This is a genomic window from Vreelandella janggokensis, from assembly GCF_031451615.1.
Lineage (GTDB): Bacteria > Pseudomonadota > Gammaproteobacteria > Pseudomonadales > Halomonadaceae > Vreelandella > Vreelandella janggokensis.
Genome location: NZ_JARWAJ010000001.1, coordinates 218,901 through 242,203 on the forward strand (window position 1 = coordinate 218,901; position 23,303 = coordinate 242,203).

Here is a 23,303-nt window from a genome sequence, read left to right on the forward strand (position 1 = left end):
GGCTCCTTGTCGGGTCGTTACCAGTGAGTGGTCGATCAGCGCGATTGCTTACACAACATTTTCAGCGATTTTGCAAAGCAGACCCTGCATCAATGCCACGACCATTGGTACCTTTATCTATACGGTTATGCCAAAAAAGCATTTTGATAATGGTTTTATATCACCCACTATCATATTAATGTACCAAACGTTCTTTTGCCTGTTTTACTGAAGTCGATGAGCGTTGCTCGCGACCGCAATGGAGGTTTTATGTCCCGCTTACTATTGGGCCTGATCGGCGCCCTGGGGGTTTCCGCCCAGGCCTTAGCACTTGAAGAAAAGCCACTTGAAATGACGCCGCTGGTGGATGCCGAGTGGCTGAACGAACACCTTGATCAAGAGGAACTTGTGGTATTGGACGTGCGTTCGTCCATCGACGATGGCGGCGATGCCGAGAGCTTTGCCGAGGCCCGCATTCCGGGCAGCCGCTATTCAAGCTACACCGATGACGGCTGGCGCGAAACCCGCGACAGCGTAGCGGGCTTGATGCCCGAGGTGAGCGATCTGGAAACGCTGATTGGCGACCTGGGGATCGATAACGACAGCGCGGTGGTGATTGTGCCCGCCGGTACCGGCGCCACCGATTTCGGCAGCGCGGCGCGGGTGTATTGGACGCTCAAGGTCCTCGGCCACGACGATGTTGCCATCCTCAACGGTGGCTTTGCGGGCTGGGAACAGCAGGGCTTCGACGTGGCAAGCGGCGAGCCTGAGCCTTACGATGCTACTGAATTCGAGGCGACGCTCCGCGAGGAGTTGATTGCGTCAACCGAGGACGTGGAAGCCGCCCGGGAAAGCCAGGCACAGTTGGTCGACGCCCGCCCCGCGGACTATTTTTCCGGTGACAACCAATCCCCCGCGGCACGGGTCGCCGGTACGATTCCGGGCGCGCGGAGCCTGCCCCACCAGTCGCACCTGAACGACCAGAACGGCGCTTACTATCTGGACGTCGAGGGTCTGCAGTCGCGCATCAATGCCGTGGAGCTGGATAGCAGTGAGCGCACGATTGCCTTCTGCAACACCGGTCACTGGGCCGCTACCGACTGGTTCGTGCTCAGCGAAGTCGCCGGGTTCGACAATATCGCCATGTATGACGGCTCGATGGCCGCCTGGACCGTCAGCGATTCCCGCCCGGTGCAGCTCGCTCGCGAAGGCATCAAGCAGGTGAAAGAGCTGCTGAACTAAGCCTTCAACGGCTTCCAAACGCATCCCATCCTCGGTTCGGCCAGGCCGCGCCGGGGGTGAGTGTTGCTGTGTCCCCTCGGCTGCCACGCGCAGCTTTTTCTTTGCCCCGCGGTCGCGAAGGGGCGCTGACTCCCCTAATCCCCCCGCAACATGTTAAATTAATGGCCTAGAGAGTGATTTGTCCCGTTGAAGCGTGGGCGACAGTTTCCAAGAGTGGTGACAATGACCATCGGCAGACCCTTACAGCATCAGCCGGAAGAAGCGCTAAAGGCGGCGGTTAACACCTTCTGGCGCTCCGGCTACTATCATACGTCCATGCGCGACCTGCTGGACGCCATGGCGCTGTCGCGCAGCAGCCTGTACCAGGCGTTCGGTAACAAAGAAGCGCTGTTCCTGCTAGCCCTGCAGAATTACCGCGAAGAGCTGTTGGCGTCGCTGTCCGAGCAGCTGGACGCCGCCGATAGCGCCTGGTCGTTTATCGAGCAGCTGTTGTATTCAGCCGCCGATACCGACAGCCAACAGGCATCGCTTGGCTGTTTGCTGTTCAATTCTGCCACCGAGCTGGGCGGAGAAGACTCGCTTCCAGCTCAGACTGCCCGGGACAGCGTGGCCAGCATCAATGCATTCTTCTCCGAGGTGATCAAACGCGCTCAGCGGGAAGGCAGCATAACCGATACGCGGGATCCGGACAGCGCTGCGCAATTCTTGACGCTGTCCATGTCCGGTTTGCGGCTGTTGATGAAGAGCGGGGCTTCTCAGCAACAGGCACGGCAAACGGTAAACTTTATTCTGCGCGGGCTGGGGTAGGCTACACATCCCCCCCGGCGCTGATTCTCTAGATACAAGGCCTGCTTGGCGCATGGAAAATACGTTTTTACTAGGTTTCTTGGGTAGCCTTGTGGCCGGGTCGTTGACAGCCGTCGGCGCACTACCGGTATTGCTGGGCAAAACGCCTGACCGCGGCTTTCGTGACCTGGCACTGGGGTTTGCCGCCGGTGTCATGCTGGCGGCGTCATTCTTTTCACTGATCATCCCGGCGCTGGACGCCGCCGAAATCTACTACGCGGGTGGCCCTGTGCCTGCCGCCATCGTCTGCGCGGCGATTTTGCTGGGCATGGGTGCGATTGCGCTGCTCAATGAGCGCCTGCCCCACGAGCATTTCCAGCAGGGCCGCGAAGGCCCCGAAGCTGCCTCGCTGCGGCGGGTCTGGCTGTTCGTGTTTGCCATTGCCATTCATAACCTGCCCGAGGGCATGGCGGTAGGCGTGGGATTCGGCGCCAACGGCCTGGAGGGCGGCATGCCGCTGGCGATCGGCATTGGCCTGCAAAACATACCGGAAGGGCTGGCCGTGGCGATTGCGCTCATGGGTGAGGGGTATTCACGGGTTCGCTCGTGGACGATTGCCGCGCTCACTGGACTGATCGAGCCCATCGGCGGCCTGTTCGGCGCCAGCATTATCAGCGTCTCGCAGATATTACTGCCTTGGGGCATGGCTTTTGCCGCCGGGGCCATGCTCTACGTGATCAGCCATGAAATCATCCCCGAGACTCACCGCTGCGGTCACCAGAAGAAGGCAACCTTTGGCCTAGCCATCGGCCTGGTGATCATGCTGTTCCTCGACGTGTGGCTGGGGGCATGACGCGCCTCCGTATTAGCGTAGTGCCTCCGCGCCACCGTGGGCGGCATCGTGGCTGCACAGCCGGTGGTCGCTCAACACCTCGATAATCCGGCACTGGGCCACGCTGTCGCCGTCGCACTGGGCAACCGTGCGCTTCAGTTCGTCGCGCAGAACCATCAGCCGCTGAATGCGCGACTCCACCTCCGCCAGGTGCCGCCTTGCCAGGCTATCGACCTGCTCGCACGGCTGGCTCGGGTGATCGGCCATATCGAGTAACTCCCGCACGGCCTCCACCGAAAAACCAAAATCCCGCGCGTGTCGAATAAACATCAACCGCTGCACCGTAGCCTCGCTGTAGCGCCGCTGGTTGCCCTCATTACGCGGGGCGGCGGGTAGCAGGCCGATCTTCTCGTAATAACGCACGGTCTCCGGCTTGCAGTGGGTCCGGCTGGCGAGTTCGCCAATGCCGATAGCGGCATAGCTGGACGTGTTGGTCATGGCTTGAACCTCTAGTGACTACAGGTATTACGCTATTCCCACGATAGCCGAACGGGAAGGATGATGCCATGACCACTCGCCAGCAAGACACCCGCGACACCACGCGTCTGAACGTCCAGGGCATGGACTGTGGCGGCTGCGAACGCAAGGTAGAGGCAGCGCTAGAAGGGTTGTCGCAGGTTGAAAAAGTCAGCGCCTCAAGCATGAGCGGTACGGTAAGCGTGACCGCTTATGCCGATCAGGCGCTGGACCATGACGCCCTGACACACACCCTGTCCAAGCTTGGCTATCCGGTGATTGACGCCTCACCATCCACGGCATCGACGCCGCGCTGGTGGGGAACGGCAAAAGGACGGCTGGTACTGATCAGTGGCGCACTGCTGGTAATGGCGTGGCTGTTGGCCTGGCGTCTGCCCGAAGTGGGTGCCTGGCCATTCATCTTGGCCACGCTGATCGGATGGGTGCCGATCGGGCAAGCCGCCTGGCGCTCACTGCGCATGGGCAATCCGCTGACCATTGAAATGCTGATGAGTATCGCGGCCCTGGGCGCTTTAACCATCGGCGCCGCCGCTGAAGCGGCAATGGTGGTGTTTTTGTTCGCGGTGGGTGAATTGCTCGAAGGGGTGGCGGCCGGGCAGGCGCGGCGGCGCATCGCGGCGCTAGGCAATCTGACGCCGGCGACGGCGCGTCTGCTTGAAGGGGAAGCCATCCGCGATGTAGCAGCTGATACGTTGACGCCCGGCCAGCGGGTATTGGTGCGCCCGGGGGACCGTGTGCCTTGCGATGGGCGTATTGTCGCAGGAACCTCCCAGCTCGATGAGTCGCCTATCAACGGCGAGTCGGTGCCCCGGCAGCGTGCCACCGGCGAGGATATCTGGGCGGGCGCGGTCAATCTCGACGCGGCGTTAGAGGTGGAAGTCACTCGGGGGGCTGCCGACAATACCATTGCCCGGATTATCCATCTGGTCGAAGAGGCGCAGGCCGCCAAAGCCCCGGTGGCGCGCTTTATCGATCGCTTTGCCCGCTGGTACATGCCATTGGTCGTCGGGGTGGCCGTGCTGGTGGCGGTGGTGCCGCCCTGGCTGACCGGGCTTGCCTGGTCCGAGTCGGTCTACCGGGCGCTGGCGCTGCTGCTGATCGCCTGCCCGTGCGCACTGGTCATCTCGACACCCGCCGCCATTGCCGCGGGGCTTTCAACCGCCGCGCGGCGTGGTCTTTTGATCAAGGGCGGTGCCGTGCTTGAACAGCTGGGCAAGCTCCAGCGCGTGGCGGTGGATAAAACCGGGACCCTGACCGCTGGTGCGCCCAGCGTGACCGATGTTGAAGCATGGACCGAGTCGAGCGAGGACGAGGTGGTCAGGTTGGCCGCCGCGCTGGAGCAGGACTCAAGCCACCCGGTTGCCCAGGCCATTGTGCAGCATGCAGAGCAGTTGGGGCTGTGGCTTGGCAGGGCATCCGAGGGGCAGGCTCAGGCCGGGCAGGGTGTCAGCGGTCGGTTCGAGGGCCGGCAGTTAACCCTCACAAGCCCGCGCCATTGGCAGGGGACCGAGACACAGTCAGCGCGAATTGCCGCGCTGGAAGCAGAGGGTAAAACGGTGGTCCTGTTGCTGGCTGAAAGCAAGGCACTTGGCGTGTTGGCACTGCGCGACGAACCCCGTGAGGATACGCCAGCCGCGATTGAGGCGCTCAAACGCCTGGGCGTCAGCGTGGTGATGCTCAGCGGCGATAACGCGCGCACGGTGGCCGCCATGGGTAAGCAGTTGGGTATTGAGGCCGAAGGCGAGCTGATGCCCGAGGACAAGGCCCAGCGGGTGCGGGACTGGCAGGCCCAGGGACTGGGGACCGTGGGTAAAGTGGGTGACGGTATTAACGATGCCCCGGCGCTTGCGGCCGCCGACGTGGGGATCGCCATGGGCGGTGGAACCGATGTGGCGTTGGAAACCGCCGATGCGGCCTTGCTGAAGAACCGTGTGATGGGGGTTGCCGAACTCATCGCGCTGTCCCGGGCGACACTGAACAACGTCAAGACCAACGTGGCGCTGGCGCTGGGCTTCAAGGCGTTGTTTCTGGTGTCGACCGTACTGGGCATCACCGGCATGTGGGTGGCAGTAATGGCTGACACCGGCGCTACCGTGTTGGTCACGCTTAATGCGATGCGCCTGTTGGGCTACCGGTTTCGCTCACCGGCCGTTACTGAGGGCCGGTGAGCGGTAGCTGCTTAATGACCGACGTAGTCGACCAGTGCGTCGGCAAAGGTATCGGTGGTGCCGGTGCCGCCCATGTCCGGGGTGACCATATCGCGGCGGTTTTCCAGCACGTCGCGAATCCCCTTGCGAATGGCGGTGGCTTTGTCGTCCATGTTCAGGTGGTCGAGCATCTGCGCCGCGGCCAGCAGCAGCGCACAGGGGTTGGCGATCTTCTTGCCTTCGATATCCGGCGCGGAGCCGTGCACAGCCTCGAAGATCGCCGCTTTTTCGCCGATGTTGGCGCCCGGTGCCAGGCCAAGCCCGCCGACCAGACCCGCACAAAGGTCTGACATGATGTCGCCAAACAGGTTGGTGGTCACCACGACGTCGAACTGATGCGGGTTCATGACCAGTTGCATGCAGGCGTTATCGACGATCATCTCCTGGAATTCGATGTCGGGATATTCCTCGGCGATTTCCCGGGCAACATCCAGGAAAAGCCCTGAGCTGGTCTTGATGATGTTGGCTTTATGCACGGCAGTGACTTTCTTGCGGCCGTTGCTTTTCGCCAATTCAAAGGCATAACGCACAATGCGCTCGGAGCCTTTACGGGTCACCTTGATGACTGACAGGGCGGTGTTGCCATCATCGATATATTCCTGGCCATCGGCGAGGTAAGCCCCTTCGGTGTTTTCCCGCACGGTGATCATGTCAATGTTGTCGTAGCGTGACTGAGTACCGGGAAAGCTGATGGCAGGGCGCACGTTGGCGTAAAGGTCGAAGTGACGGCGAAGCTGCACGTTGATCGAGGAGAAGCCTTTGCCAATCGGCGTGGTGAGCGGGCCCTTGAGCGCGATACCGTGTTTTTCGATGGCATCCAGCGATGCCTGAGGAATCAGCGTACCGTGTTTTTCCAGCGCGCCAAGTCCTGCATCGATAAATTCGTAATCCAAACCGCAATCCAGGGCATCCAGCACGCGAAGCGTGGCGTCCATGATTTCGGGGCCGATACCGTCGCCTTTGATCACTGCTATGGAATGGCTCATCTACTGCTCCTCTTCTCTCGGCGGGGGTGCCGCTTCAACGTGGAAAGTTGGGACTCGATCAGTCGATATATTGCGTTGCAATGGTACGCCAAAGTGATGGGCTTGGGCACCCTGCGGTCGTCGAACATGGTGCCTTCCTGACCGTTGTCAAAGAACGCCAACGGCGATGGCCGGGTGCAGCGTGGTAAAATTACTGTTAGAATCTTGCGCCTTCTGCCGCCGCCCTTATTTTCAGGGCAGGCATATAGACGAATCCGTGTAGATGACACAGTGACCTTGTTTATGACATTGCCGGCATTTGCCACCTCAGGGCTGATGACTCCACCCTAGGCCTCCCTTCCTATTTTGCTTTGCATGACGCCTTCACCCGGCTGTCATCGCCTGGCGGTATCTTGCATATCGCCTTTGCTATGTCCTGGCGTCACCGGACGTCAATCTCTCAAGCACTCAAGCACCGTCTTGTATGACCCAAGCGCTTTACGCGCCGCTGTCGGGCGTTTTACGCCACAGGCTTGCGGCCTGTCGTTAACCCTTAACTATGGACCCCCGCATGTACGAAAAATTTAAACTGTCTTGGCTTTCGAACCTCAAGGGCGACACCCTGGCGGGTATCGTAGTGGCACTCGCCCTGATTCCCGAGGCGATCGCGTTCTCCATCATTGCAGGGGTCGACCCCAAGGTCGGGCTTTACGCCTCCTTCGCCATCTGTGTGATCATCGCTTTCACCGGCGGCCGCTCCGGCATGATCTCGGCCGCCACCGGGGCCATGGCGCTATTGATGATCACCCTGGTCAAGGAGCACGGGCTCGAGTATCTGCTGGCCGCCACGCTGTTGACCGGCGTGCTGCAGATTATCGCCGGCTACCTGAAGCTTGCCGACCTGATGCGCTTTGTCTCGCGCTCGGTGGTCACGGGGTTCGTGAATGCCCTGGCGATTCTGATTTTCATGGCCCAGCTGCCCGAGCTGACCGACGTTACCTGGCACGTTTACGCCATGACGGCGGCAGGGCTGGCGATCATCTACGGCTTTCCCTATGTGCCCGCTATCGGCAGGATGATTCCCTCGCCGCTGGTGTGCATTGTGGTACTAACCGCGGTTTATATGATGACCGGCATGGACATCCGCAGTGTGGGTGATATGGGTGAGCTACCCGATAGCCTGCCGATTTTCCTGTGGCCAGATGTGCCGCTAAATCTTGATACCCTGATGATCATCCTGCCGTATTCGCTGATGCTGACGATTGTTGGCCTGCTGGAATCAATGATGACCGCGACGATCATCGATGATTTGACCGATACCAAGAGCGATAAAAATCGTGAGTGTAAAGGCCAGGGCATTGCCAACATCGGTTCGGGCCTGATCGGCGGCATGGCGGGCTGTGCGATGATCGGCCAGTCGGTGATCAACGTAAAATCCGGCGGCCGTCGACGCACCTCGACCCTGATTGCCGGCATTGCGCTGCTGTTGATGGTGGTGTTCCTCGCCGACTGGGTCTCCCAGATCCCCATGGCGGCGCTGGTCGCGGTCATGATCATGGTGTCGGTGGGTACCTTCAGTTGGGAGTCGATTCGCGACCTCAAGAAACACCCCATGAGCACCAATATTGTGATGGTGGCGACCGTGGCGGTCACCGTCGGCACTCACAACCTGGCGATTGGTGTCTTCGTGGGCGTTCTGCTGGCGGCGATGTTCTTCGCCAACAAGGTCGGCAATATCATGTACATCGGCTCGACGGAAGTCGCGCCAGGTAGCGAGCGCGAATACCAGGTCGTGGGCCAGGTGTTTTTTGCCTCCTCCGAGCGCTTTATCGAAGCGTTTGATTTCAAGGAAAGCATCGACAAGGTCACCATCAATCTATCGCGGGCTCACTTCTGGGATATCACCGCCGTACAGGCGCTGGACCGGGTGGTGATCAAGTTCCGCCGTGAAGGCACCGAGGTTGAGCTGATCGGCCTCAACGAGGCGAGCGCCACCGTGGTGGATCGTTACGCCGTACATGACGACCCCGTGGCGGTAGAAAAACTCATGGGCGGCCACTAATCAGCAAGGAGTGCACAATGTCTGATCAATTCTCAATGTCCGGTCAGGTACTGGCCGCCATCGACGGCTCATCGTTTTCAGAAAGCGTCTGCGATTACGCCGCCTGGGCCAGCCAGGCGCTGAACGCGCCGCTGGTATTCGTCCACGTGGTGGACAACCATCCGCAAACCAGCGAGGACGCCAACCTGTCGGGGAGTCTGCGCCTCGGCGCGCGGGAAAAGCTCATGGAAGAGCTTTCCGATCTTGATGAACAGCGGGCCAAGGTCAACCGTGAGCAGGGCAAGCTGATGCTCGAGGCGGCCAAGGCGCGTGCCGCTGAAGACGGCATCGCCGACCCGGCCACCCGCCAGCGCAACGGCACCCTGGTGGAAACCCTGGTAGAGCTTGAAAACGATGTGCGTCTGCTGGTCGTGGGCAAGCGCGGCGAAACCGCCGACCAGGCCAGCGGCCATCTGGGTTCCAATCTTGAACGCGTGGTGCGCGAAATGCACCGGCCGATTCTGATGGTGCCGCGAGGCGGTTTCAAAACCCCGGCAAAGGTCATGATGGCGTTCGACGGCAGCAAGACGGCGCGGAAGGGCATTGAAATGCTCGCCAAGAGCCCGCTGTTCAGCGGTATTGCCTGCCATGTGGTCATCGTCGGCGCCGATACCGGCGAAAACAGCTCGCAGCTCGAGTGGGCGCTTTCCACCCTGCGCGAGGCCGGCCACGAAGCCGAAGGGGCGATTCGCGCCGGTGAAGTGGAAACAACACTTCATGCCTACGCAAAGGACAATGACATCGACATGATGGTCATGGGGGCCTATGGCCATTCGCGCATACGCCACCTGTTGGTGGGCAGCACGACCACCGACATGCTGCGCAAGAGCACCATACCCGTGTTGATATTGCGTTAAGCTCCCCGAAACCGGCCCTCGTACAGTGAGTGTGCCGGTTTTTTTTATCATTGTGGGTGGTGTGACTATTAAGGCACTTCACCTAATGTCGACGTTGGTTCTATGCTTAACTGAGGTGTTACTAATTCACTCACGGGATAGGCGGGGGTGTTACCTTGAACTTACCAATATTGGAGAAAAAAAGTGAGGTGTTCGACGAGCGTTCACCTTCCCATCGGTTCGTTGCCGACCTGCTCAAGCAAGCCGATATTGAAATCAATGGCCAGAGGTCCTGGGATATTCAACTGAAAGCCCCTGGCGTTATCGATAGCGCCCTTTCGCGAGGCAACCTGGGGTTTGGCGAAAGTTATATGCAAGGCGACTGGGAGGTTGAGTCGCTGGATCAATTCTTTTATCGCCTGATGCGTGCTCAGCTTCATCAGCGGATCAAGCCCACGCAACTGATTTATCATTCCCTGCGTGCCAGGTTGATCAATCGGCAAAGTGCCAAACGTGCCTGGGAAGTGGGCGAAAAACATTACGACCTGGGTAACGAGTTTTACGCGGGCATGCTCGACAAGCGTATGACCTATACCTGCGGGTACTGGAAAGATGCCACCAATCTGGACGATGCTCAGGAGGCCAAACTCGACCTGATCTGTCGTAAGTTGAATCTGGAGCCCGGCATGCGGGTGCTCGATATTGGCTGCGGCTGGGGCAGTTTCATGGCCTACGCCGCCGAGCATTATGGCGTCGAATGTGTTGGCCTGACCATCTCCAGAGAGCAGGCAGAGTTTGGCCAGCGCCTGATGAAAAACGGATTGCCGGTGGAGTTCCGTCTGCGGGACTACCGCGATGAAACCGAGACGTTTGACCGTATCGTCAGTATTGGCATGTTTGAACACGTGGGGCATAAAAACTATCGCGAGTTCATGGAGGTGGCGCATCGTTGCCTGAAAGACGACGGCCTCTTCCTGCTTCACACCATTGGTAAAAATCTGCGCGCCACGGCCTGCGATCCCTGGATCGACAAGTATATTTTTCCCAATGGTGAGTTGCCGGTCATGGGCCAGGTCACCGATGCGGCAGAAGGGCTATTTGTCGTTGAAGATGTACATAATTTCGGCGCTGACTACGACAAGACCCTGATGGCCTGGCACGCCAATTTCGAAACCAACTGGCCAAACTTCCGCTACCGTTTTGATGAGACCTTCTACCGCATGTGGCGTTATTACCTGCTGAGCTGTGCGGCTGCTTTCCGTGCGCGGGAAATCCAGCTTTGGCAGTTCGTGCTGAGCAAGAAAGGCGTGGTGGGCGGTTATGAGCGCGTGAGCTAATCATCGTTTAGGCACGACCAACGCCCCTGAGAGGGACATTTTTCTCTGGATCCGACACTACCTTGATGCGCGAAACCCTGGAAAAGTATCAAGTCTGGCTTTATCTCGTTGCCATCCTTGCCGGTATTGGTTTGGGGGCGCGTTGGGAAGTGATTCAGGCATGGAACGTTGCCCTCTGGCCACTGCTTGGCTTGTTGCTGTATGCGACCTTTACTCAAGTACCGCTGCTACATATCCCGCAAGCATTCAAAGACCGACGCTTTATGAGCGCGTTGGCGCTAGGTAACTTTATTGTCATGCCGCTGGTGGTGTGGGGGTTGGCCACGCTGTTTGGGTTGAAAGGTGCTGTGCTGCTCGGCGTCCTGCTGGTGTTGTTGGTGCCCTGCACCGACTGGTTTATCAGCTTTACCCATCTTGGGCAGGGGGATAGTGCCAAGGCAATTGCCGCGACGCCGGTACTGCTTTTGCTGCAGATAACGCTGCTGCCGCTTTATGTCACGTTAATGATGGGCGAGCAGCTTGTCAGTGACCATCTGCTGAGCGAATTATTACCTGCCTTTTGGGGACTGATCGTAACGCCGTTGCTACTTGCCTGGCTGACCGAAACAGGCGCCGCGCAATCTGCTGTACTCAAGCGAGGCGTTGAGGTGATGGGCTGGCTACCCGTGCCTTTGCTGACAGCAGTGGTGTTCTTGATTGCGGCCTCGCAAGTGCACTTGATTATTGAGTCGCAGGAGATGCTGGGTCAAATCGCCGTGCTTTTTGTGCTCTATCTGCTGGTTGCAGCCCTGGTCGGCAAGACGCTCCACATGCTGTTTCGCCTTCCCACGGCTTCTGGCCGGACGCTGGTTTTCAGCCTCGGTACCCGCAATTCCTTTGTGGTACTTCCGTTGGCGATTGCGCTGCCCGATATCTGGGCAGCATCGGTGGTGGTCATTGTCCTGCAGTCACTGGTCGAATTGCTGGGCATGGTGACGTATCTCGCCTGGGTGCCGCGGCTGGTAAAACACTCACCGGCCGATACGAGAGAATATTAGGTAGGTGTCAGGAGTGGGTGGCTTAACCGCTATTGGCCCAGCGTTGTCCTGCCCAGACTGCCGCCAACCATAAAGGCAGGCTGACAGCGATATAAGCCAACGCCAGGATGGGTTGGGTCTGGGCAAGTGAAACGACTTCCAAGCTGAATAGAGAAAAGGTGGTGAATCCGCCGCAAAAGCCCGCCACCCAAAAGGGCTGCCAGCGTTTGCGTTGTGCATCGGGTGCCCGGGCAATGCGCCCGGCAAGCCAGCCGATCAGCCCTGAGCCGACAACATTGACCAGAAGCGTCCCCCAGGGAAAGGAGCTACCCAGGGTGCCTGTCATCGACAACGAGATGACGTAACGCAGCGCGCTGCCCAGCCCGCTGCCGATGCCAACCGCGGCATAGGTGGCAAGCGTCTTCATAGGCCCCCTCCCGCTAACCATGCACCTAACCCCAGCGCCGCAACGCCGAGTGTCAGCGTGCTGGTGATATTGGCGAGTGCCTTGCCTCCCATGCCGCTTTCCCACAGGCCCAGGGTCTGCAAGCTGAAGGATGAGACCGTCGTGAAGCCGCCCAGTAGCCCAACGGCGACAAACAGCCACGCATCACCGAATGGTGGGCTGCCCTGATTGAGGGTGCTCGCCACCCAGCCAAGGGCAAAAGCGCCCAGCAGGTTAACGGCCAGGGTGCCCCAAGGAAATGCGATGCCCAGCCATTTGGCAAACAGGTTCGAGGTGGCCACGCGGGCCATGCCACCGAAAGCCCCGCCAACTGCCACCAGCATAATGCTACCCCAGCTAATACCCAAGATACGTCCCCTTGCCAATTCGCCCCAGCGGTCATCAAGCTTATCATGTTGAGATGTCGGGGCAGGCGCTGTTGCCGGTCAATAAGTTCGTGTAAAAAGGTAGGCCACAACAATAATGTTTATTGCACCTGCTTGAGTGAGGTTGATCAATGTCTGATCGAGTATTGGCGGCTATCGACAGTTCCCAGTTTTCCGAAGGGGTATGCGACTACGCTGCCTGGGCTGCCAAGGCGCTTGATGCGCCTCTCGCGTTTATTCATGTAGTGGATAACCACCCACAAATCTCCGAGCCTGACCTGACCGGCAATCTGGGGCTGGGCACCCGCGAGCATCTACTGGAAAAGCTATCCGACGTCGAAGAACAGCGTGCCAAGCTGGCGCGTGAGCAAGGCAGGCTGGTGCTGGAGGATGCCAGGCAGCGAGCCTTGAAAGCGGGTGTCGAAGCGCTAGATGCCATGCAGCGCAACGGTACCTTGGTGGAAACCCTGGTCGAGCAGGAAAAGAGTGTACGCCTACTGGTGGTGGGTAAGCGTGGTGAAACCGCTCACCAGGCCAGCGGCCATATAGGTTCAAACCTGGAGCGCGTGGTGCGCGAAGTGCACCGCCCTATCCTGATGGTGCCCAGAACATTTACCCATCCCGAAAACGTCATGATGGCCTTCGATGGCAGCAACACAGCGCGCAAAGGCGTTGAAATGCTGGCCAAGAGCCCGTTGTTTAACGGTGCGACCTGCCACGTTGTCATCGTCGGCGCGGAAACCGCCGAGCACCGTTCACAGCTGGAGTGGGCGCTGACGAGCCTGACGAGTGCGGGACATACGGCCGAAGGCGCGATTCGAGCGGGTGATGTCGAAGAGACGCTGCGCGCCTACAAAGAGGAACATGGCATCGATATGCTGGTCATGGGCGCCTACGGCCATTCGCGCATTCGCCATTTGCTGGTTGGCAGCACCACCACCGCGATGCTGAGGAAGGCCCAATTGCCGGTGCTGATTCTGCGCTAGGGGCTGGCCGCTTGGTTGGCTATTTGCAAAACGCGTTGGGCAAGACACCAGGCGGCGACGATAAACGCCAGCATCGTGGCAAGGATGGCCGGAAACGCCATGCCAGCGCTGAGCGCGAGTCCGATGGCGGCTGGGGCGATACCCGTGGAAAATACCATGGCGGCGCTGAGCGCGGAGCGTACGCGTCCCAGGTGCTCGATGCCCCACAGCTTGATCAGCAGGCCCGAGGCAATCAGCTCTTGAGCGCCCATGGCCAAACCGCCTCCCACCATCAACGCCCAAACGCTTGCGTTCCCTCCGGCCAGTGTGGCGAATAGCATCGCCGCCGCATAAGGAATCAAGTACACGCGGGCTAGACGCACCGGGCCAATTTTGTCGATCCAGCGGCCGCCCAACAGTGCGCCAGGAAGCTTGGCGACCCCCATGCCGGTAAGGGCCAGCGCATAGACGCTCAGCGAGCTGTCCAGGGCATCGGTCAGCTGCGCCTGGTAAATGAATAGCCCTGTCATGGTGATCGGCAGCGACATGAGCAGCGGCAATAACGCCCAGAAGCGAGGCTCGTAAAAGGGTCGCGGCCCGGTGGTGTCACGTTTCTGGGGTTTTTGGCCCGGGGCGTTGGACCAGGGGGCACGCTGCAGCAGCCATAGCCAAGGCAGGGCCAGCAGGGCACAAAGCAACCACCAGAAGGACTGCCAGCTTAGCCATAGCAGTGTCGCCGCGACGAGCGGTGGAAGCAGCGCTTCGCCAAGTGGAATGCCCAAGCTTGCAAGCCCCATTGCGCGGCCCCGCTGGGTGGTGAACTCCCGGGCAGCGAGGGTGTTGCCCAGGTGGGTCAACATGCCCTGCCCGCATAATCGCACCAGGCCCAGGCCGAGAACGCCAAGCCACCACCAGGGGGAAAGGGTGAGCAGGGCAACGCCCGTCACCAGGGCGAACAGCACGGTAATCGCGAATCGGCGTGGGGATATCCAGTCGATGGAAGGACCGTAATACAGCATTACAAACCCTGAAACGAGCGTCACGACGGTGTAGGCGGTACCGAACTGGCCCGCGCTGAACTGCCAATGGTCAGCCAGCGGTGCCTGAAAAAGCCCGACAAAAAAACTTTGCCCAAGGCTTGAACTGAACATTGCCAAAAAGGCGATACTTAACACACTACGGTGGTCGCGCAGCAGGGTACGATAGCCCATGATGCAGTATCCTTTGCGAAACAAGCGGGCGAAGGGGCGCTCGTAAAAGGTTAATTCTCCAAGTATAACAGCAGATCCTAAGGAGGCGGCGATGAACCATCCCGATGTAGACGTGGAGGCCATGAAGGCCCGTTTAATCACCCTGCGCGAAACGCTGATCGACGAAAGTGCTGGCAGTGCCGGGGCTCGGGATACGGTGACGCTGGATCAAACCTCGGTAGGTCGGCTGTCGCGTATGGACGCCCTTCAGGGGCAGGCCATGGCCAAGGCCGAAGAGCAGCGTCGCCAGCAAAACTTGACGCGTATCGCGGGCTCACTACAGCGCCTCGAACAGGGTGTCTTCGGTGAATGTATCAAATGCGGCGAGTGGATTAACATTAAGCGTCTGGAAAGCGACCCGCTGGTGCTCAAGTGCATCGGCTGTGCCGAATAGGCCGAATGACAACGGATTCAACGATAACGAGGAACCCCATGACAATTGAACGCCACGACACCAAAGCCCGCATGAGCCGTGCGGTCATCCATCAGGGTGTGGCCCACCTGTGTGGCCAGGTTGCCGGGCCAGAGGCGCGTTACGACGATATCACGGCACAAACCGAAAGCATGCTGGCGCGGGTGGATGACCTGTTGAGCGAGATTGGCTCGTCTCGAGAGCAGCTGCTGACCGCCACGATCTACCTCAAGGACGGTAGCGATTTCGCGGCGATGAATGCCGTTTGGGATGCCTGGGTGCCGGAAGGCCATGCGCCGGCACGCACCTGTGTATGTGCACCGATGCCTGCCGACGAGCTGAGGGTCGAGATTACCGTTTGCGCTGCTGTGACCGATTAAACGCCCTAGGTGTTTTTGGGAACAGGGAAGCGTGTTTCCCGTAGGCTGTCCTTGATCTTTTTGAGGTGCGGCAGGAAATCCTCGCCGCGCCTGAGCGTCACACCGGTGGCCAGCGCATCGATCAGCGTCAGTTGAATCACGCGTGACGTCATGGGCATGTAATGGTCAGTGTCTTCCGGCGTCGCGACTTCAAGGGTGGCGGTGCATTCCTGGGAAAGCGGTGAATCCGGCGCTGTGATGCCCAGCACCACAGCGCCCGCTTCGCGGGCGACGCGAGCAATGTCGACCAGTTCACGGGTGCGCCCGGTATAGGAAATGATCACTACCACATCGCCTGTATGGCAGGCAGCGGCAACCATGCGTTGCATCAGTACATCGATGTGCACCATGACCGGCAGGTTGAAGCGGAAGAACTTGTGCTGGGCATCCTGCGCCACCGCACCGGAGGCCCCAAGGCCGAAAAAGTGGATCTGCTTGGCCTGGGTCAGGTAATCCACCATGCGTTCCACGGCGCCCATGTCGACTTCACGTTGGGCTTCATCCAGTGCGGCAATGGTGGCGCCAAAGATTTTCTGGGTGTACTGGGTGGCGGAATCGCCAGGCTCGACTGCCCGGGTCACGTAGGGGGTGCCGCCCGCGAGGCTCTGGGCAAGTTTGATCTTGAAATCGGGATAGCCCTTGGCGCCAAAGTTGCGGCAGAAGCGGTTCACCGTCGGCTCGCTGACGCTTGCCGCCTGTGCCAGGCTGGCAATGCTCAGGCTGGTGGCGGCCGCAGGATCATCGATAATCACGTTGGCGACCTTACGCTCCGAGCGGTTGAGATCTTCCAGGCGTTGGCGTATCCGGTCGAGCAAGTCGTGAGCCATTAAACGGTCTCCGTGGAGGTTGGTGGCAAGTGCGGCTGCCAATTATCGCACCAGGCGAGGAACTCGCCGGCCGGTAATGGCCGCGAGAAATAATAGCCTTGAGCAGTTTCACAGCCAATGCCCCGTAAGTACATGGCCTGATACGCGGTTTCAATGCCTTCCGCGACAACATCACTGCCCACGCTATGCGCCAGTTGGGCAATGGTGCGCGCCAGTTGGCGTTCTACGTCGCTTTCCTCCAAGTCCATAACAAAGGCGCGGTCAATCTTCAGCGTTGAAAAAGGCAGCGTCTTGATATACGCCAACGAAGAGTGGCCGGTGCCAAAATCATCGATGGCCACGGCGATATTGGCCTGGGTAAACTGCTCAAGCTGTTGCCGTGCGTTCTGCATATCGCTCATTAAACCGGATTCAGTGACCTCAATGGCGAAGAAGTGCGCGGGGATTTGGTGGTCTTCCAACTGACGCAAGACGCTTTCGGCGAAATCCTTGCGCGCCAGCTGCCGGGCGGCTACGTTCACCGCAATGTGAAAGTCATTGCTGAACACGTTTTTCTGTCGCCAGTCGGCGATCGTCCTCATGGCCTCTTCCAGAACCCACTCGCCAATCGAAAAGATATCTCCGCTGGCTTCAGCCAGAGGAATGAACATGCCTGGTGATATGTGTCCCAGGTCGGGATGGTGCCAACGTAATAATGCTTCGGCACCGATAATACGCTGATCACTCAGGCGCAGCTTGGGCTGGAAGACAAGCGACATTTCACCGCGTTCGGTGGCGCCACGCAAGGCTTGCAGAACGTGTAGCCGATGGCGCTGCTGGGCCTCGAGCGTTTCGCTATAGCACTGAACGGCTCTGCCGTTCTTCTGTGGTAGCGCCAAGGTCGCCATATGGACTAACCGCTCAATATCAAATGCACCGCGGGCTTGGCTAATGCCGACTCTTGCTCCTAGTGGCAGCAGCAAATCGTCAACCTGCTGGTCGGTTTCGAACGTTTCCATCAGGTGATGGGCCAGCGACAGAAGCTTACGCTTGTCATCGGTGGCGCTAATCACCAACAGCTCGCTGCCACCCCATAAGCCGAGTGTGTGGGAGTCGCTCAGGCGCTCACCCAGGCGCTGTACAATATGGCTCATTAGCCTTTCGGCAATCCGGTACCCATGCAATCGAATGACATCATCAAAGCGGTCTAAGGCAATAAACAATAGCCCAGTGGCATCGTTGTGCGTTGCCGCTTCGCTGAGGGCTTGAGTAAGGCCGCGCCGATTGGGTAAACGCGTAATGGGGTCGGTGCATGATTGAAGGTAAAGCGCCTGAGTGCGTTCATTGACTATGCGTTCCAGAGTGTCGGCCTGTCGGTCGCGGACGTGGTAGCGATGCTCGACGTTCAGCACGTTGAGAATGCGTTGCAGCACCTCGTCATGCTTGAAAGGCTTGGTAACAAAGTCGCGCACGCCAAGCGCCAGCGCGCGCTGTCTGGTTTCGTCGTCAATCTGGGCCGTGAGGATGACAATCGGCGGCGTCTGCTCGCCAAGGTGCGCGTTGAGCTGCTCGATAACCGCGTAGCCATCCAGGTAAGGCATGCGAATGTCCAGCAATAACAGATCAGGTAGTGACCGCTGGCAATAGGCGAGCACATGGCGGGAATCGCTGATGCCATGAGTGTTGTGAAAACCCTGGTTTTCGAGCAAGTCGAGCATTAGCTCAATGTTGACAGTGTTATCGTCAACGACCAATACGTGTTTGGAATAGAATGTCATGGCTCCTGCCTGATGGGCGCTCCCAGCAACGGGTTAAGCGTGTCAGTAAACTGTTTAATGTCGATTGGTTTGGTTAAATAGGCATCAAACCCTGCTCTGAGGCCCTTTTTTATGTCGCTGGGCAGCGCATTGGCCGAAAGGGCAATGACGCGCACATCGCGATAGAGGGGAGTCGTACGCAGCTTGGTCAACGCGTCATAGCCACTCATGCCGGGTAGGTGCAAGTCCATTATCACCACAGCGGGAATGTCGTAACGCATCATTTCCAGGCCGATCTCAGCACTTGATGCGGTGCGAAGCGTCACGCCCTCCATGGCGTCGACAATATCTTCCATCAGGTGTTGGTTGGCAGGATTGTCTTCGATGTACAGCAGTGTTTGCTGGTTTGCAGTCTCTGGCAGGTGTTGTCGGTCAGCGCCTCCGGGGCGCTCAGTGGCGGGGGAGGTCGACACTGGCAACGTAAACCAGAACGTCGTCCCATGGCCTGGCTGGCTGTCGACGCCAATCTCTCCATGCATGCGTTCCACTAGCTTCCGGGTAATGGACAATCCTATACCGGTTCCTTCCACATGGCTTTCTTCAGCATCAAGGCGGTTAAACGGTTCGAACAGCTCGTTCAACCGGTCGGTCTGGATGCCGGGGCCCGTGTCGCTGATGCTGAGCTTGGCGACATCTTTCTGATGCTGCGCAAGGATATCGATACGCCCGTTGGCCACGTTGTACTTGATCGCGTTGGACAGCAGGTTGAGAAGTATTTGCTTGGTACGTGTGTAGTCGGCACTGATCTTCAAGTCGGTATCAGGTAATGAAAAGGTTAAGGTGATACCAGCGGCCTCGGCGTTAGCCTCGAGGGTGCTACAGGCATCCTCGAGGATGCTGTTCAACGAAATGGCTTCAATGGAAAGCGACAGTTGGCCCGCTTCGACTTTGGCCAAGTCCAGTACGTCGTTTATCAAACTAAGCAGATGGTGGCCGCTCTTTTCGATCTGGTTGACTTGGCGTTTTTGTTTGTCATTCAGAGGTGCGCGGGGGTTGTGGCCGAGTACTTGGGCAAAGCCGATAATCGCGTTGAGCGGCGTGCGCAGTTCATGGCTCATCGATGATAAAAATTCGCTCTTGGCCTGGTTGGCACGCTCGGCTTGATCGCGGGTATTGGCTAAATCCTGCATGACCTGCTCGCGCTCAGCCATCTGGCGGTAAAGGTTGATCAGTAGTACGCAGGTGTCGGTGAAGGGCTGAAGCCAGTCCAGCAGATGCTGGTCCAGCTGCTGACGGCTGTTGGCGATGGCAAACATGCCGATGAGTTGGCCGCTATTGAAAATAGGCACGCCCAGGTAGTTATCAAACTGCACCTGGCCCAGCGGGAACTCGCTGCGCTGGGTATGCTCATTAACATCGTTGTCGATGACCACCTCACCCCGGGCAAAGACCCTACCCAACAGCGAGTTGGGGTTCTTGAGCACCCTATCGCCGCTGAGCAGTTGCTCTATGTGATGACGTGATTCGGAACTCCACAAAGGGCCTTTAATGGCATTAAGCTTCAGCGCATTGCTGATATCGCCGGGTAGTACCTCGCCAATCAAGGTGTATTCGCTGTCGGTGAGCTCGCTCAGGGCTTCCGTTAAAAAGGTCCACAGCTGCTCGCCGGACATGAGCGCCTGATAGTCGGTGATGCCGTGGTGGAGAACTTTGAGCAGTTGCTGCTCTTTATGCATCCGGTTGGCTGTCTGGGTGAGTTCAACCTGCAGCTTGTGGTGGCGAAACAGTTCTTCAACCTGACCCGCTAAACGACCCAGTAGCTTCAAGTCACGTTCGCTGAATGGGCGCGGTTGGTAGTCGATAATGCATAAAGTGCCAACGGCCATGCCATTGAGGGGCCGTATCGGGAAGCCTGCGTAAAAGCGGAAATGCGGCGGGCTTGTGACCAATGGATTGCCGGCAAAGCGCTCGTCTTCAAGGGTGTCTTCAATGATGAGCGGTCCATCTTGGGCGATGGCGTGGTCGCAGAAAGAAATGCTCCGGTCCGTTTCAGACATCTCAATTCCTTGGTGCGATTTAAACCACTGCCGTTCTTGATCGATGAGCGATACCAAGGCAACAGGCACATCGAATAGGTCGCGGGTCAGTTGTGTCAAGCGTTCAAACGCCCTGTCACTGGGGGTGTCGAGGACACGAAGCGCATGCACCGCGTCCAGGCGCTGAGGCTCGTTATCGAGGGTTGGTGGTGCTGGCATCCTTGCTCCGTGGGAAGGTGTCAATAAAACCTTATATTAACATTATCGGCCGTTTGCTCCCCGGCTTAAATGAGACGAAGTAACTTTAGTAGCCAGCGACGGTAAGGTGGGTATAGCTGCGTGGCAGGAGAGCGGCTGGCCAGATAAAACATCCCGCGCAGGTGGCTGAAACGGTGAAAGCCGTGACGGCCGTGATAGGCCCCGTGGCCGCTGGCCCCGACGCCGCCAAACGGCAGCCCCGGCACGGCGTGATGCAACAGTGTGGTATTGAATACCAGGGCGCCAGACTGGCTGGCGTGTTGCCAATGGCGTTGTTGATCGCGTTGCTGGGTGAATACATAAATCGCCAGCGGGTGTGGTCGCGCAGCGACAAAGTCAAGCGCCTTATTGCTGTCCTTGACGCTGATAACTGGCAGGCAGCGGCCGAAAATTTCCTCGCGCATCACGGCAAGCCTCTGGTGGGGATCTATCACCAGCGCGGGCGCGTGGGCGCCGTGGTCAATGATTCGGCATCCGTGGTTACGCGCCTCGGCGAGCATCGCTTCACTGCGTGCACGCTGAGCCTCGTTTATTGGCTGGGTGGCCTCCCGTGCCGAGGGGCGCTGTTTTAAAATCGCGCGGCTCAGAGCGTTGGTCAGAGCATCGATATGGCGGCTTTCAACCAGCACGTAATCGGGGGCAATGCAGGTTTGCCCGGCATTCATGCCCTTGCCGAAAATAATCGCGTCGGCAGCACGCGTAAAGTCGGCATCCCCTGCTACAAACGCCGGGCTTTTGCCGCCCAATTCCAGCGTCGTTGGGGTCAGGTTGTTGGCAGCGGCCAATGCAACTTTCCGGCCGACCTGGGGCGAGCCGGTAAACAGCAAATGGTCGAATGGCAAAGCGCTGAACGCCTGGCCGGTGGTGGCGTCGCCCTCAATCACGCACAGTGTTCGGGGGCTGAAATACTGCGTTACCAGTCGGCCAAGCAGGGCGCTGGTGTGTGGCGTGAGCTCGCTGGGCTTGAGCATGACGCGGTTTCCCGCCGCGAGTGCATCAACGACCGGCATCAACGCAAGGCTCCAGGGGTAGTTCCAGGGGGCGATAATACCTACAACGCCAAGAGGTTGGGGCGCAATACGCGCACGTGCAGGCAGTAGCCGCCAGGGGACGCTGACTCGCCAGGGGCGCATCCAGTGCCATAGATGACGACGCGCATGGCTCACAGCATCAAGTACCGGTTGAATGTCGGCAAGCTGAATCTCGACCTCGCTGCGCTGGCCGAAATCGGTCTGGATGGCCTCGATGATGGCGTGTCGGTGGCGCCTGGTCATCAGCGCCAGCCGAGCCAAAAGCTCACGTCGTTCCGCCCGGGTGGGGTAAGGCGACTGGCGGCAGGCGAGACGCTGAGTCTCCAGGCAGGCGTTGAGGTGGCAGGTCATGGCGTCTCCTTGATGGATCCTGATGTCAGGCGCGAGGCAATTCGTTGCGTTAAATCACGAGCTTGTACCGTAAGGGTAATGAACCCGCATAGTGTAGAGTAGCTTAATTGAAACCAACCCTAGGTCTGGGAGAGGCTATGCCAGTGTCGCTATCGGTTGCAGTGTTATCTGCCATGGAGGCTGTGTCGGCCAGTCAGTGGGATGCTCTGGTAGATGCCGATCAGCCGTTTTTACGTCACGCCTTCCTGCATGCGCTGGAGGCGAGCGGTTCGGTAGGCCCAGCGACCGGCTGGCAGCCCTGCCATTTAACCGTTTGGAAAGGCGCGCAACTGGTGGGCGCAATGCCGCTTTACGAGAAGCACCATTCCTACGGCGAATATGTGTTTGATTGGGGGTGGGCTGATGCTTTTGAGCGCGCCGGGGGGCATTATTATCCTAAAGCGCTGAGTGCCGTACCGTTTACTCCGGTACCCGGCGCGCGTGCCTTGGTAGCCCAAGACGCTGATACAGACGTCGTCTACGCGGCCCTGTCCCAGGGTTGGCGGGAGCAGTGCCAGCGCCATGACCTTTCAAGCTGGCATTTGCTGTTTGCGGGCACGTCAGAAGTGGAAGTGTGGCAGGCCCAGTGCCCCGAGCTCATCAGCCGCGAGGGCGTGCAGTTTCAGTGGCGTGATCGAGACTTCGGCGACTTCGACGGGTTTCTCGCTGCGCTGACGTCCAAGCGGCGTAAAATGATCAAGCGTGAACGCCGTCTGGTGGCCGATCAGGGGCTGGAGGTGGTGCGCTTGGTCGGCGAACAGATCACGCCTGCTGACCTGACGCATTTTTACCGGTGTTACGCCATTACTTACCAGGAGCGCGGGCGGCCGCCTTATCTGGCCCAGGATTTTTTTACCCGTATTTACAATGCCATGCCCGAGTCGCTGCTCTTGGTACAGGCACGCCTTGACGGTAGACCTGTTGCGGCAGCGCTTTACTTTAGAGGCGCTCAGACGCTTTATGGGCGCTACTGGGGCAGTGAGGTGGTGGCCGACTGCCTGCATTTTGAAGCTTGCTATTACCAGGGCATCGAGTTCTGTCTCGAGCAGGGCCTGACGCTGTTTGATCCGGGTACGCAGGGCGAGCACAAGCTACTGCGCGGCTTTGCACCGCAGCGTGTGCGCTCATTGCATTACCTGGCCCATCCCGGCCTCGCGAACGCTGTCGCGACCTTTTGCCGTGAAGAAGGGCAACAAGTGGCTGCCTACCGTGATGCGGCCTTTGCCGCGCTACCGTATAAATGAAAGCAACTCGCTGGTCGGGCGGCTTGATGGCATAATGGCGCGCCAATTTAGGCAAAACGTATTTGA

21 protein-coding genes are annotated in these 23,303 nt (G+C 58.9%); 12 read left to right on the forward strand and 9 right to left on the reverse strand.

Translation table 11 applies throughout. The features are described from left to right. The first annotated feature begins 249 nt into the window (after window positions 1–249). From QC816_RS01025 to QC816_RS01035, 3 genes are all read left to right on the forward strand, one after another. The gene (locus tag QC816_RS01025; protein ID WP_309780590.1) at window positions 250–1,221 is read left to right on the forward strand and encodes a sulfurtransferase; all 972 of its coding nucleotides are present in this window, start codon (window positions 250–252) and stop codon (window positions 1,219–1,221) included. A gap of 222 nt (window positions 1,222–1,443) precedes the next feature. Then, on the forward strand, window positions 1,444–2,028 hold the full coding sequence (locus tag QC816_RS01030) for a TetR/AcrR family transcriptional regulator (protein WP_309780591.1): 585 nt from the start codon (window positions 1,444–1,446) through the stop codon (window positions 2,026–2,028). 52 nt (window positions 2,029–2,080) lie between these two features. After that, window positions 2,081–2,860: a ZIP family metal transporter gene (locus tag QC816_RS01035; RefSeq protein WP_085917190.1), complete on the forward strand. Its 780-nt coding sequence runs from the start codon at window positions 2,081–2,083 to the stop codon at window positions 2,858–2,860. Window positions 2,861–2,872: 12 nt separating this feature from the next. On the opposite strand, the gene QC816_RS01040 is transcribed toward QC816_RS01035, so the two are convergent. Beyond that, window positions 2,873–3,337, reverse strand: a complete 465-nt coding sequence (locus QC816_RS01040; RefSeq protein WP_268901966.1) for a MerR family transcriptional regulator — start codon at window positions 3,335–3,337, stop codon at window positions 2,873–2,875. A 68-nt stretch (window positions 3,338–3,405) separates the two neighbouring features. Between QC816_RS01040 and QC816_RS01045 the strand changes: the two genes are divergently transcribed. Continuing rightward, window positions 3,406–5,544, forward strand: a complete 2,139-nt coding sequence (locus QC816_RS01045) for a heavy metal translocating P-type ATPase (RefSeq protein ID WP_309780592.1) — start codon at window positions 3,406–3,408, stop codon at window positions 5,542–5,544. An 11-nt stretch (window positions 5,545–5,555) separates the two neighbouring features. On the opposite strand, the gene QC816_RS01050 is transcribed toward QC816_RS01045, so the two are convergent. Then, on the reverse strand, window positions 5,556–6,569 hold the full coding sequence (locus QC816_RS01050) for an isocitrate dehydrogenase (protein WP_199283915.1): 1,014 nt from the start codon (window positions 6,567–6,569) through the stop codon (window positions 5,556–5,558). 550 nt (window positions 6,570–7,119) lie between these two features. On the opposite strand from QC816_RS01050, the gene QC816_RS01055 reads away from it, so the two are divergent. From QC816_RS01055 to QC816_RS01070, 4 genes are all read left to right on the forward strand, one after another. Then, entirely contained in the window at window positions 7,120–8,610 is a 1,491-nt protein-coding gene (locus QC816_RS01055) for a SulP family inorganic anion transporter (protein WP_309780593.1), read from the forward strand. A gap of 35 nt (window positions 8,611–8,645) precedes the next feature. Beyond that, the gene (locus QC816_RS01060; protein ID WP_085917287.1) at window positions 8,646–9,506 is read left to right on the forward strand and encodes a universal stress protein; all 861 of its coding nucleotides are present in this window, start codon (window positions 8,646–8,648) and stop codon (window positions 9,504–9,506) included. Between the two features lie 155 nt (window positions 9,507–9,661). Continuing rightward, complete coding sequence (gene cfa, locus QC816_RS01065) at window positions 9,662–10,822, forward strand: cyclopropane fatty acyl phospholipid synthase (RefSeq protein WP_085917195.1); 1,161 nt, start codon at window positions 9,662–9,664, stop codon at window positions 10,820–10,822. A gap of 65 nt (window positions 10,823–10,887) precedes the next feature. After that, window positions 10,888–11,859 (forward strand): arsenic resistance protein, encoded by a 972-nt coding sequence (locus tag QC816_RS01070; protein ID WP_085917196.1) that lies wholly within the window; start codon window positions 10,888–10,890, stop codon window positions 11,857–11,859. 22 nt (window positions 11,860–11,881) lie between these two features. Here QC816_RS01070 and crcB read toward each other — a convergent pair whose 3' ends face one another. Together crcB and QC816_RS01080 are read right to left on the reverse strand one after the other, a co-directional pair. Further along, window positions 11,882–12,265 carry a fluoride efflux transporter CrcB gene (gene crcB / locus QC816_RS01075; protein WP_199283912.1) on the reverse strand — a complete coding sequence of 128 codons (384 nt, stop codon included), beginning with the start codon at window positions 12,263–12,265 and terminating at the stop codon, window positions 11,882–11,884. Beyond that, window positions 12,262–12,651, reverse strand: a complete 390-nt coding sequence (locus QC816_RS01080) for a fluoride efflux transporter FluC (protein ID WP_233337267.1) — start codon at window positions 12,649–12,651, stop codon at window positions 12,262–12,264. The genes crcB and QC816_RS01080 overlap by 4 nt, the downstream gene beginning before the upstream one ends. Before the next feature lie 149 nt (window positions 12,652–12,800). On the opposite strand from QC816_RS01080, the gene QC816_RS01085 reads away from it, so the two are divergent. Next, on the forward strand, window positions 12,801–13,655 hold the full coding sequence (locus QC816_RS01085; RefSeq protein ID WP_085917198.1) for a universal stress protein: 855 nt from the start codon (window positions 12,801–12,803) through the stop codon (window positions 13,653–13,655). On the opposite strand, the gene QC816_RS01090 is transcribed toward QC816_RS01085, so the two are convergent. Beyond that, window positions 13,652–14,845, reverse strand: coding sequence for an MFS transporter (locus QC816_RS01090; protein WP_199283911.1), 1,194 nt, complete (start codon window positions 14,843–14,845; stop codon window positions 13,652–13,654). The two genes, QC816_RS01085 and QC816_RS01090, sit on opposite strands and share 4 nt — an antisense overlap. 91 nt (window positions 14,846–14,936) lie before the next feature. Here QC816_RS01090 and QC816_RS01095 point away from each other — a divergent pair, with 91 nt between their 5' ends. Together QC816_RS01095 and QC816_RS01100 are read left to right on the forward strand one after the other, a co-directional pair. Beyond that, complete coding sequence (locus QC816_RS01095) at window positions 14,937–15,278, forward strand: TraR/DksA family transcriptional regulator (protein ID WP_309780594.1); 342 nt, start codon at window positions 14,937–14,939, stop codon at window positions 15,276–15,278. A 38-nt stretch (window positions 15,279–15,316) separates the two neighbouring features. Beyond that, window positions 15,317–15,676 (forward strand): RidA family protein, encoded by a 360-nt coding sequence (locus tag QC816_RS01100; RefSeq protein WP_085917201.1) that lies wholly within the window; start codon window positions 15,317–15,319, stop codon window positions 15,674–15,676. 5 nt (window positions 15,677–15,681) lie between these two features. On the opposite strand, the gene QC816_RS01105 is transcribed toward QC816_RS01100, so the two are convergent. The 4 genes from QC816_RS01105 to QC816_RS01120 all read right to left on the reverse strand — a co-directional run bounded on the left by QC816_RS01105 (window position 15,682) and on the right by QC816_RS01120 (window position 21,954). After that, the gene (locus QC816_RS01105; protein ID WP_085917202.1) at window positions 15,682–16,542 is read right to left on the reverse strand and encodes a MurR/RpiR family transcriptional regulator; all 861 of its coding nucleotides are present in this window, start codon (window positions 16,540–16,542) and stop codon (window positions 15,682–15,684) included. Next, a complete protein-coding gene (locus QC816_RS01110; protein WP_309780595.1) occupies window positions 16,542–18,299 on the reverse strand; it encodes a putative bifunctional diguanylate cyclase/phosphodiesterase in 1,758 nt (585 codons plus the stop codon). Before QC816_RS01110 ends, QC816_RS01105 begins: the two co-directional genes overlap by 1 nt. Then, window positions 18,296–20,533, reverse strand: coding sequence for a GAF domain-containing protein (locus QC816_RS01115; RefSeq protein ID WP_309780596.1), 2,238 nt, complete (start codon window positions 20,531–20,533; stop codon window positions 18,296–18,298). The genes QC816_RS01110 and QC816_RS01115 overlap by 4 nt, the downstream gene beginning before the upstream one ends. Before the next feature lie 65 nt (window positions 20,534–20,598). Next, window positions 20,599–21,954, reverse strand: coding sequence for an aldehyde dehydrogenase family protein (locus QC816_RS01120; protein WP_309780597.1), 1,356 nt, complete (start codon window positions 21,952–21,954; stop codon window positions 20,599–20,601). 137 nt (window positions 21,955–22,091) lie between these two features. On the opposite strand from QC816_RS01120, the gene QC816_RS01125 reads away from it, so the two are divergent. Then, entirely contained in the window at window positions 22,092–23,237 is a 1,146-nt protein-coding gene (locus QC816_RS01125) for a GNAT family N-acetyltransferase (protein WP_309780598.1), read from the forward strand. Window positions 23,238–23,303: the final 66 nt, after the last annotated feature.

What these genes read in the sequence shown, in the direction of transcription:
- QC816_RS01025 (WP_309780590.1), top strand. Translation starts at nt 250, where the DNA reads ATGTCCCGCTTACTATTGGGCCTGATCGGCGCCCTGGGGGTTTCCGCC.
- QC816_RS01030 (WP_309780591.1), top strand. Translation starts at nt 1,444, where the DNA reads ATGACCATCGGCAGACCCTTACAGCATCAGCCGGAAGAAGCGCTAAAG.
- QC816_RS01035 (WP_085917190.1), top strand. Translation starts at nt 2,081, where the DNA reads ATGGAAAATACGTTTTTACTAGGTTTCTTGGGTAGCCTTGTGGCCGGG.
- QC816_RS01040 (WP_268901966.1), bottom strand. Translation starts at nt 3,337, where the DNA reads ATGACCAACACGTCCAGCTATGCCGCTATCGGCATTGGCGAACTCGCC.
- QC816_RS01045 (WP_309780592.1), top strand. Translation starts at nt 3,406, where the DNA reads ATGACCACTCGCCAGCAAGACACCCGCGACACCACGCGTCTGAACGTC.
- QC816_RS01050 (WP_199283915.1), bottom strand. Translation starts at nt 6,569, where the DNA reads ATGAGCCATTCCATAGCAGTGATCAAAGGCGACGGTATCGGCCCCGAA.
- QC816_RS01055 (WP_309780593.1), top strand. Translation starts at nt 7,120, where the DNA reads ATGTACGAAAAATTTAAACTGTCTTGGCTTTCGAACCTCAAGGGCGAC.
- QC816_RS01060 (WP_085917287.1), top strand. Translation starts at nt 8,646, where the DNA reads ATGTCCGGTCAGGTACTGGCCGCCATCGACGGCTCATCGTTTTCAGAA.
- QC816_RS01070 (WP_085917196.1), top strand. Translation starts at nt 10,888, where the DNA reads ATGCGCGAAACCCTGGAAAAGTATCAAGTCTGGCTTTATCTCGTTGCC.
- crcB (WP_199283912.1), bottom strand. Translation starts at nt 12,265, where the DNA reads ATGAAGACGCTTGCCACCTATGCCGCGGTTGGCATCGGCAGCGGGCTG.
- QC816_RS01085 (WP_085917198.1), top strand. Translation starts at nt 12,801, where the DNA reads ATGTCTGATCGAGTATTGGCGGCTATCGACAGTTCCCAGTTTTCCGAA.
- QC816_RS01090 (WP_199283911.1), bottom strand. Translation starts at nt 14,845, where the DNA reads ATGGGCTATCGTACCCTGCTGCGCGACCACCGTAGTGTGTTAAGTATC.
- QC816_RS01095 (WP_309780594.1), top strand. Translation starts at nt 14,937, where the DNA reads ATGAACCATCCCGATGTAGACGTGGAGGCCATGAAGGCCCGTTTAATC.
- QC816_RS01100 (WP_085917201.1), top strand. Translation starts at nt 15,317, where the DNA reads ATGACAATTGAACGCCACGACACCAAAGCCCGCATGAGCCGTGCGGTC.
- QC816_RS01105 (WP_085917202.1), bottom strand. Translation starts at nt 16,542, where the DNA reads ATGGCTCACGACTTGCTCGACCGGATACGCCAACGCCTGGAAGATCTC.
- QC816_RS01110 (WP_309780595.1), bottom strand. Translation starts at nt 18,299, where the DNA reads ATGACATTCTATTCCAAACACGTATTGGTCGTTGACGATAACACTGTC.
- QC816_RS01115 (WP_309780596.1), bottom strand. Translation starts at nt 20,533, where the DNA reads ATGCCAGCACCACCAACCCTCGATAACGAGCCTCAGCGCCTGGACGCG.
- QC816_RS01120 (WP_309780597.1), bottom strand. Translation starts at nt 21,954, where the DNA reads ATGACCTGCCACCTCAACGCCTGCCTGGAGACTCAGCGTCTCGCCTGC.
- QC816_RS01125 (WP_309780598.1), top strand. Translation starts at nt 22,092, where the DNA reads ATGCCAGTGTCGCTATCGGTTGCAGTGTTATCTGCCATGGAGGCTGTG.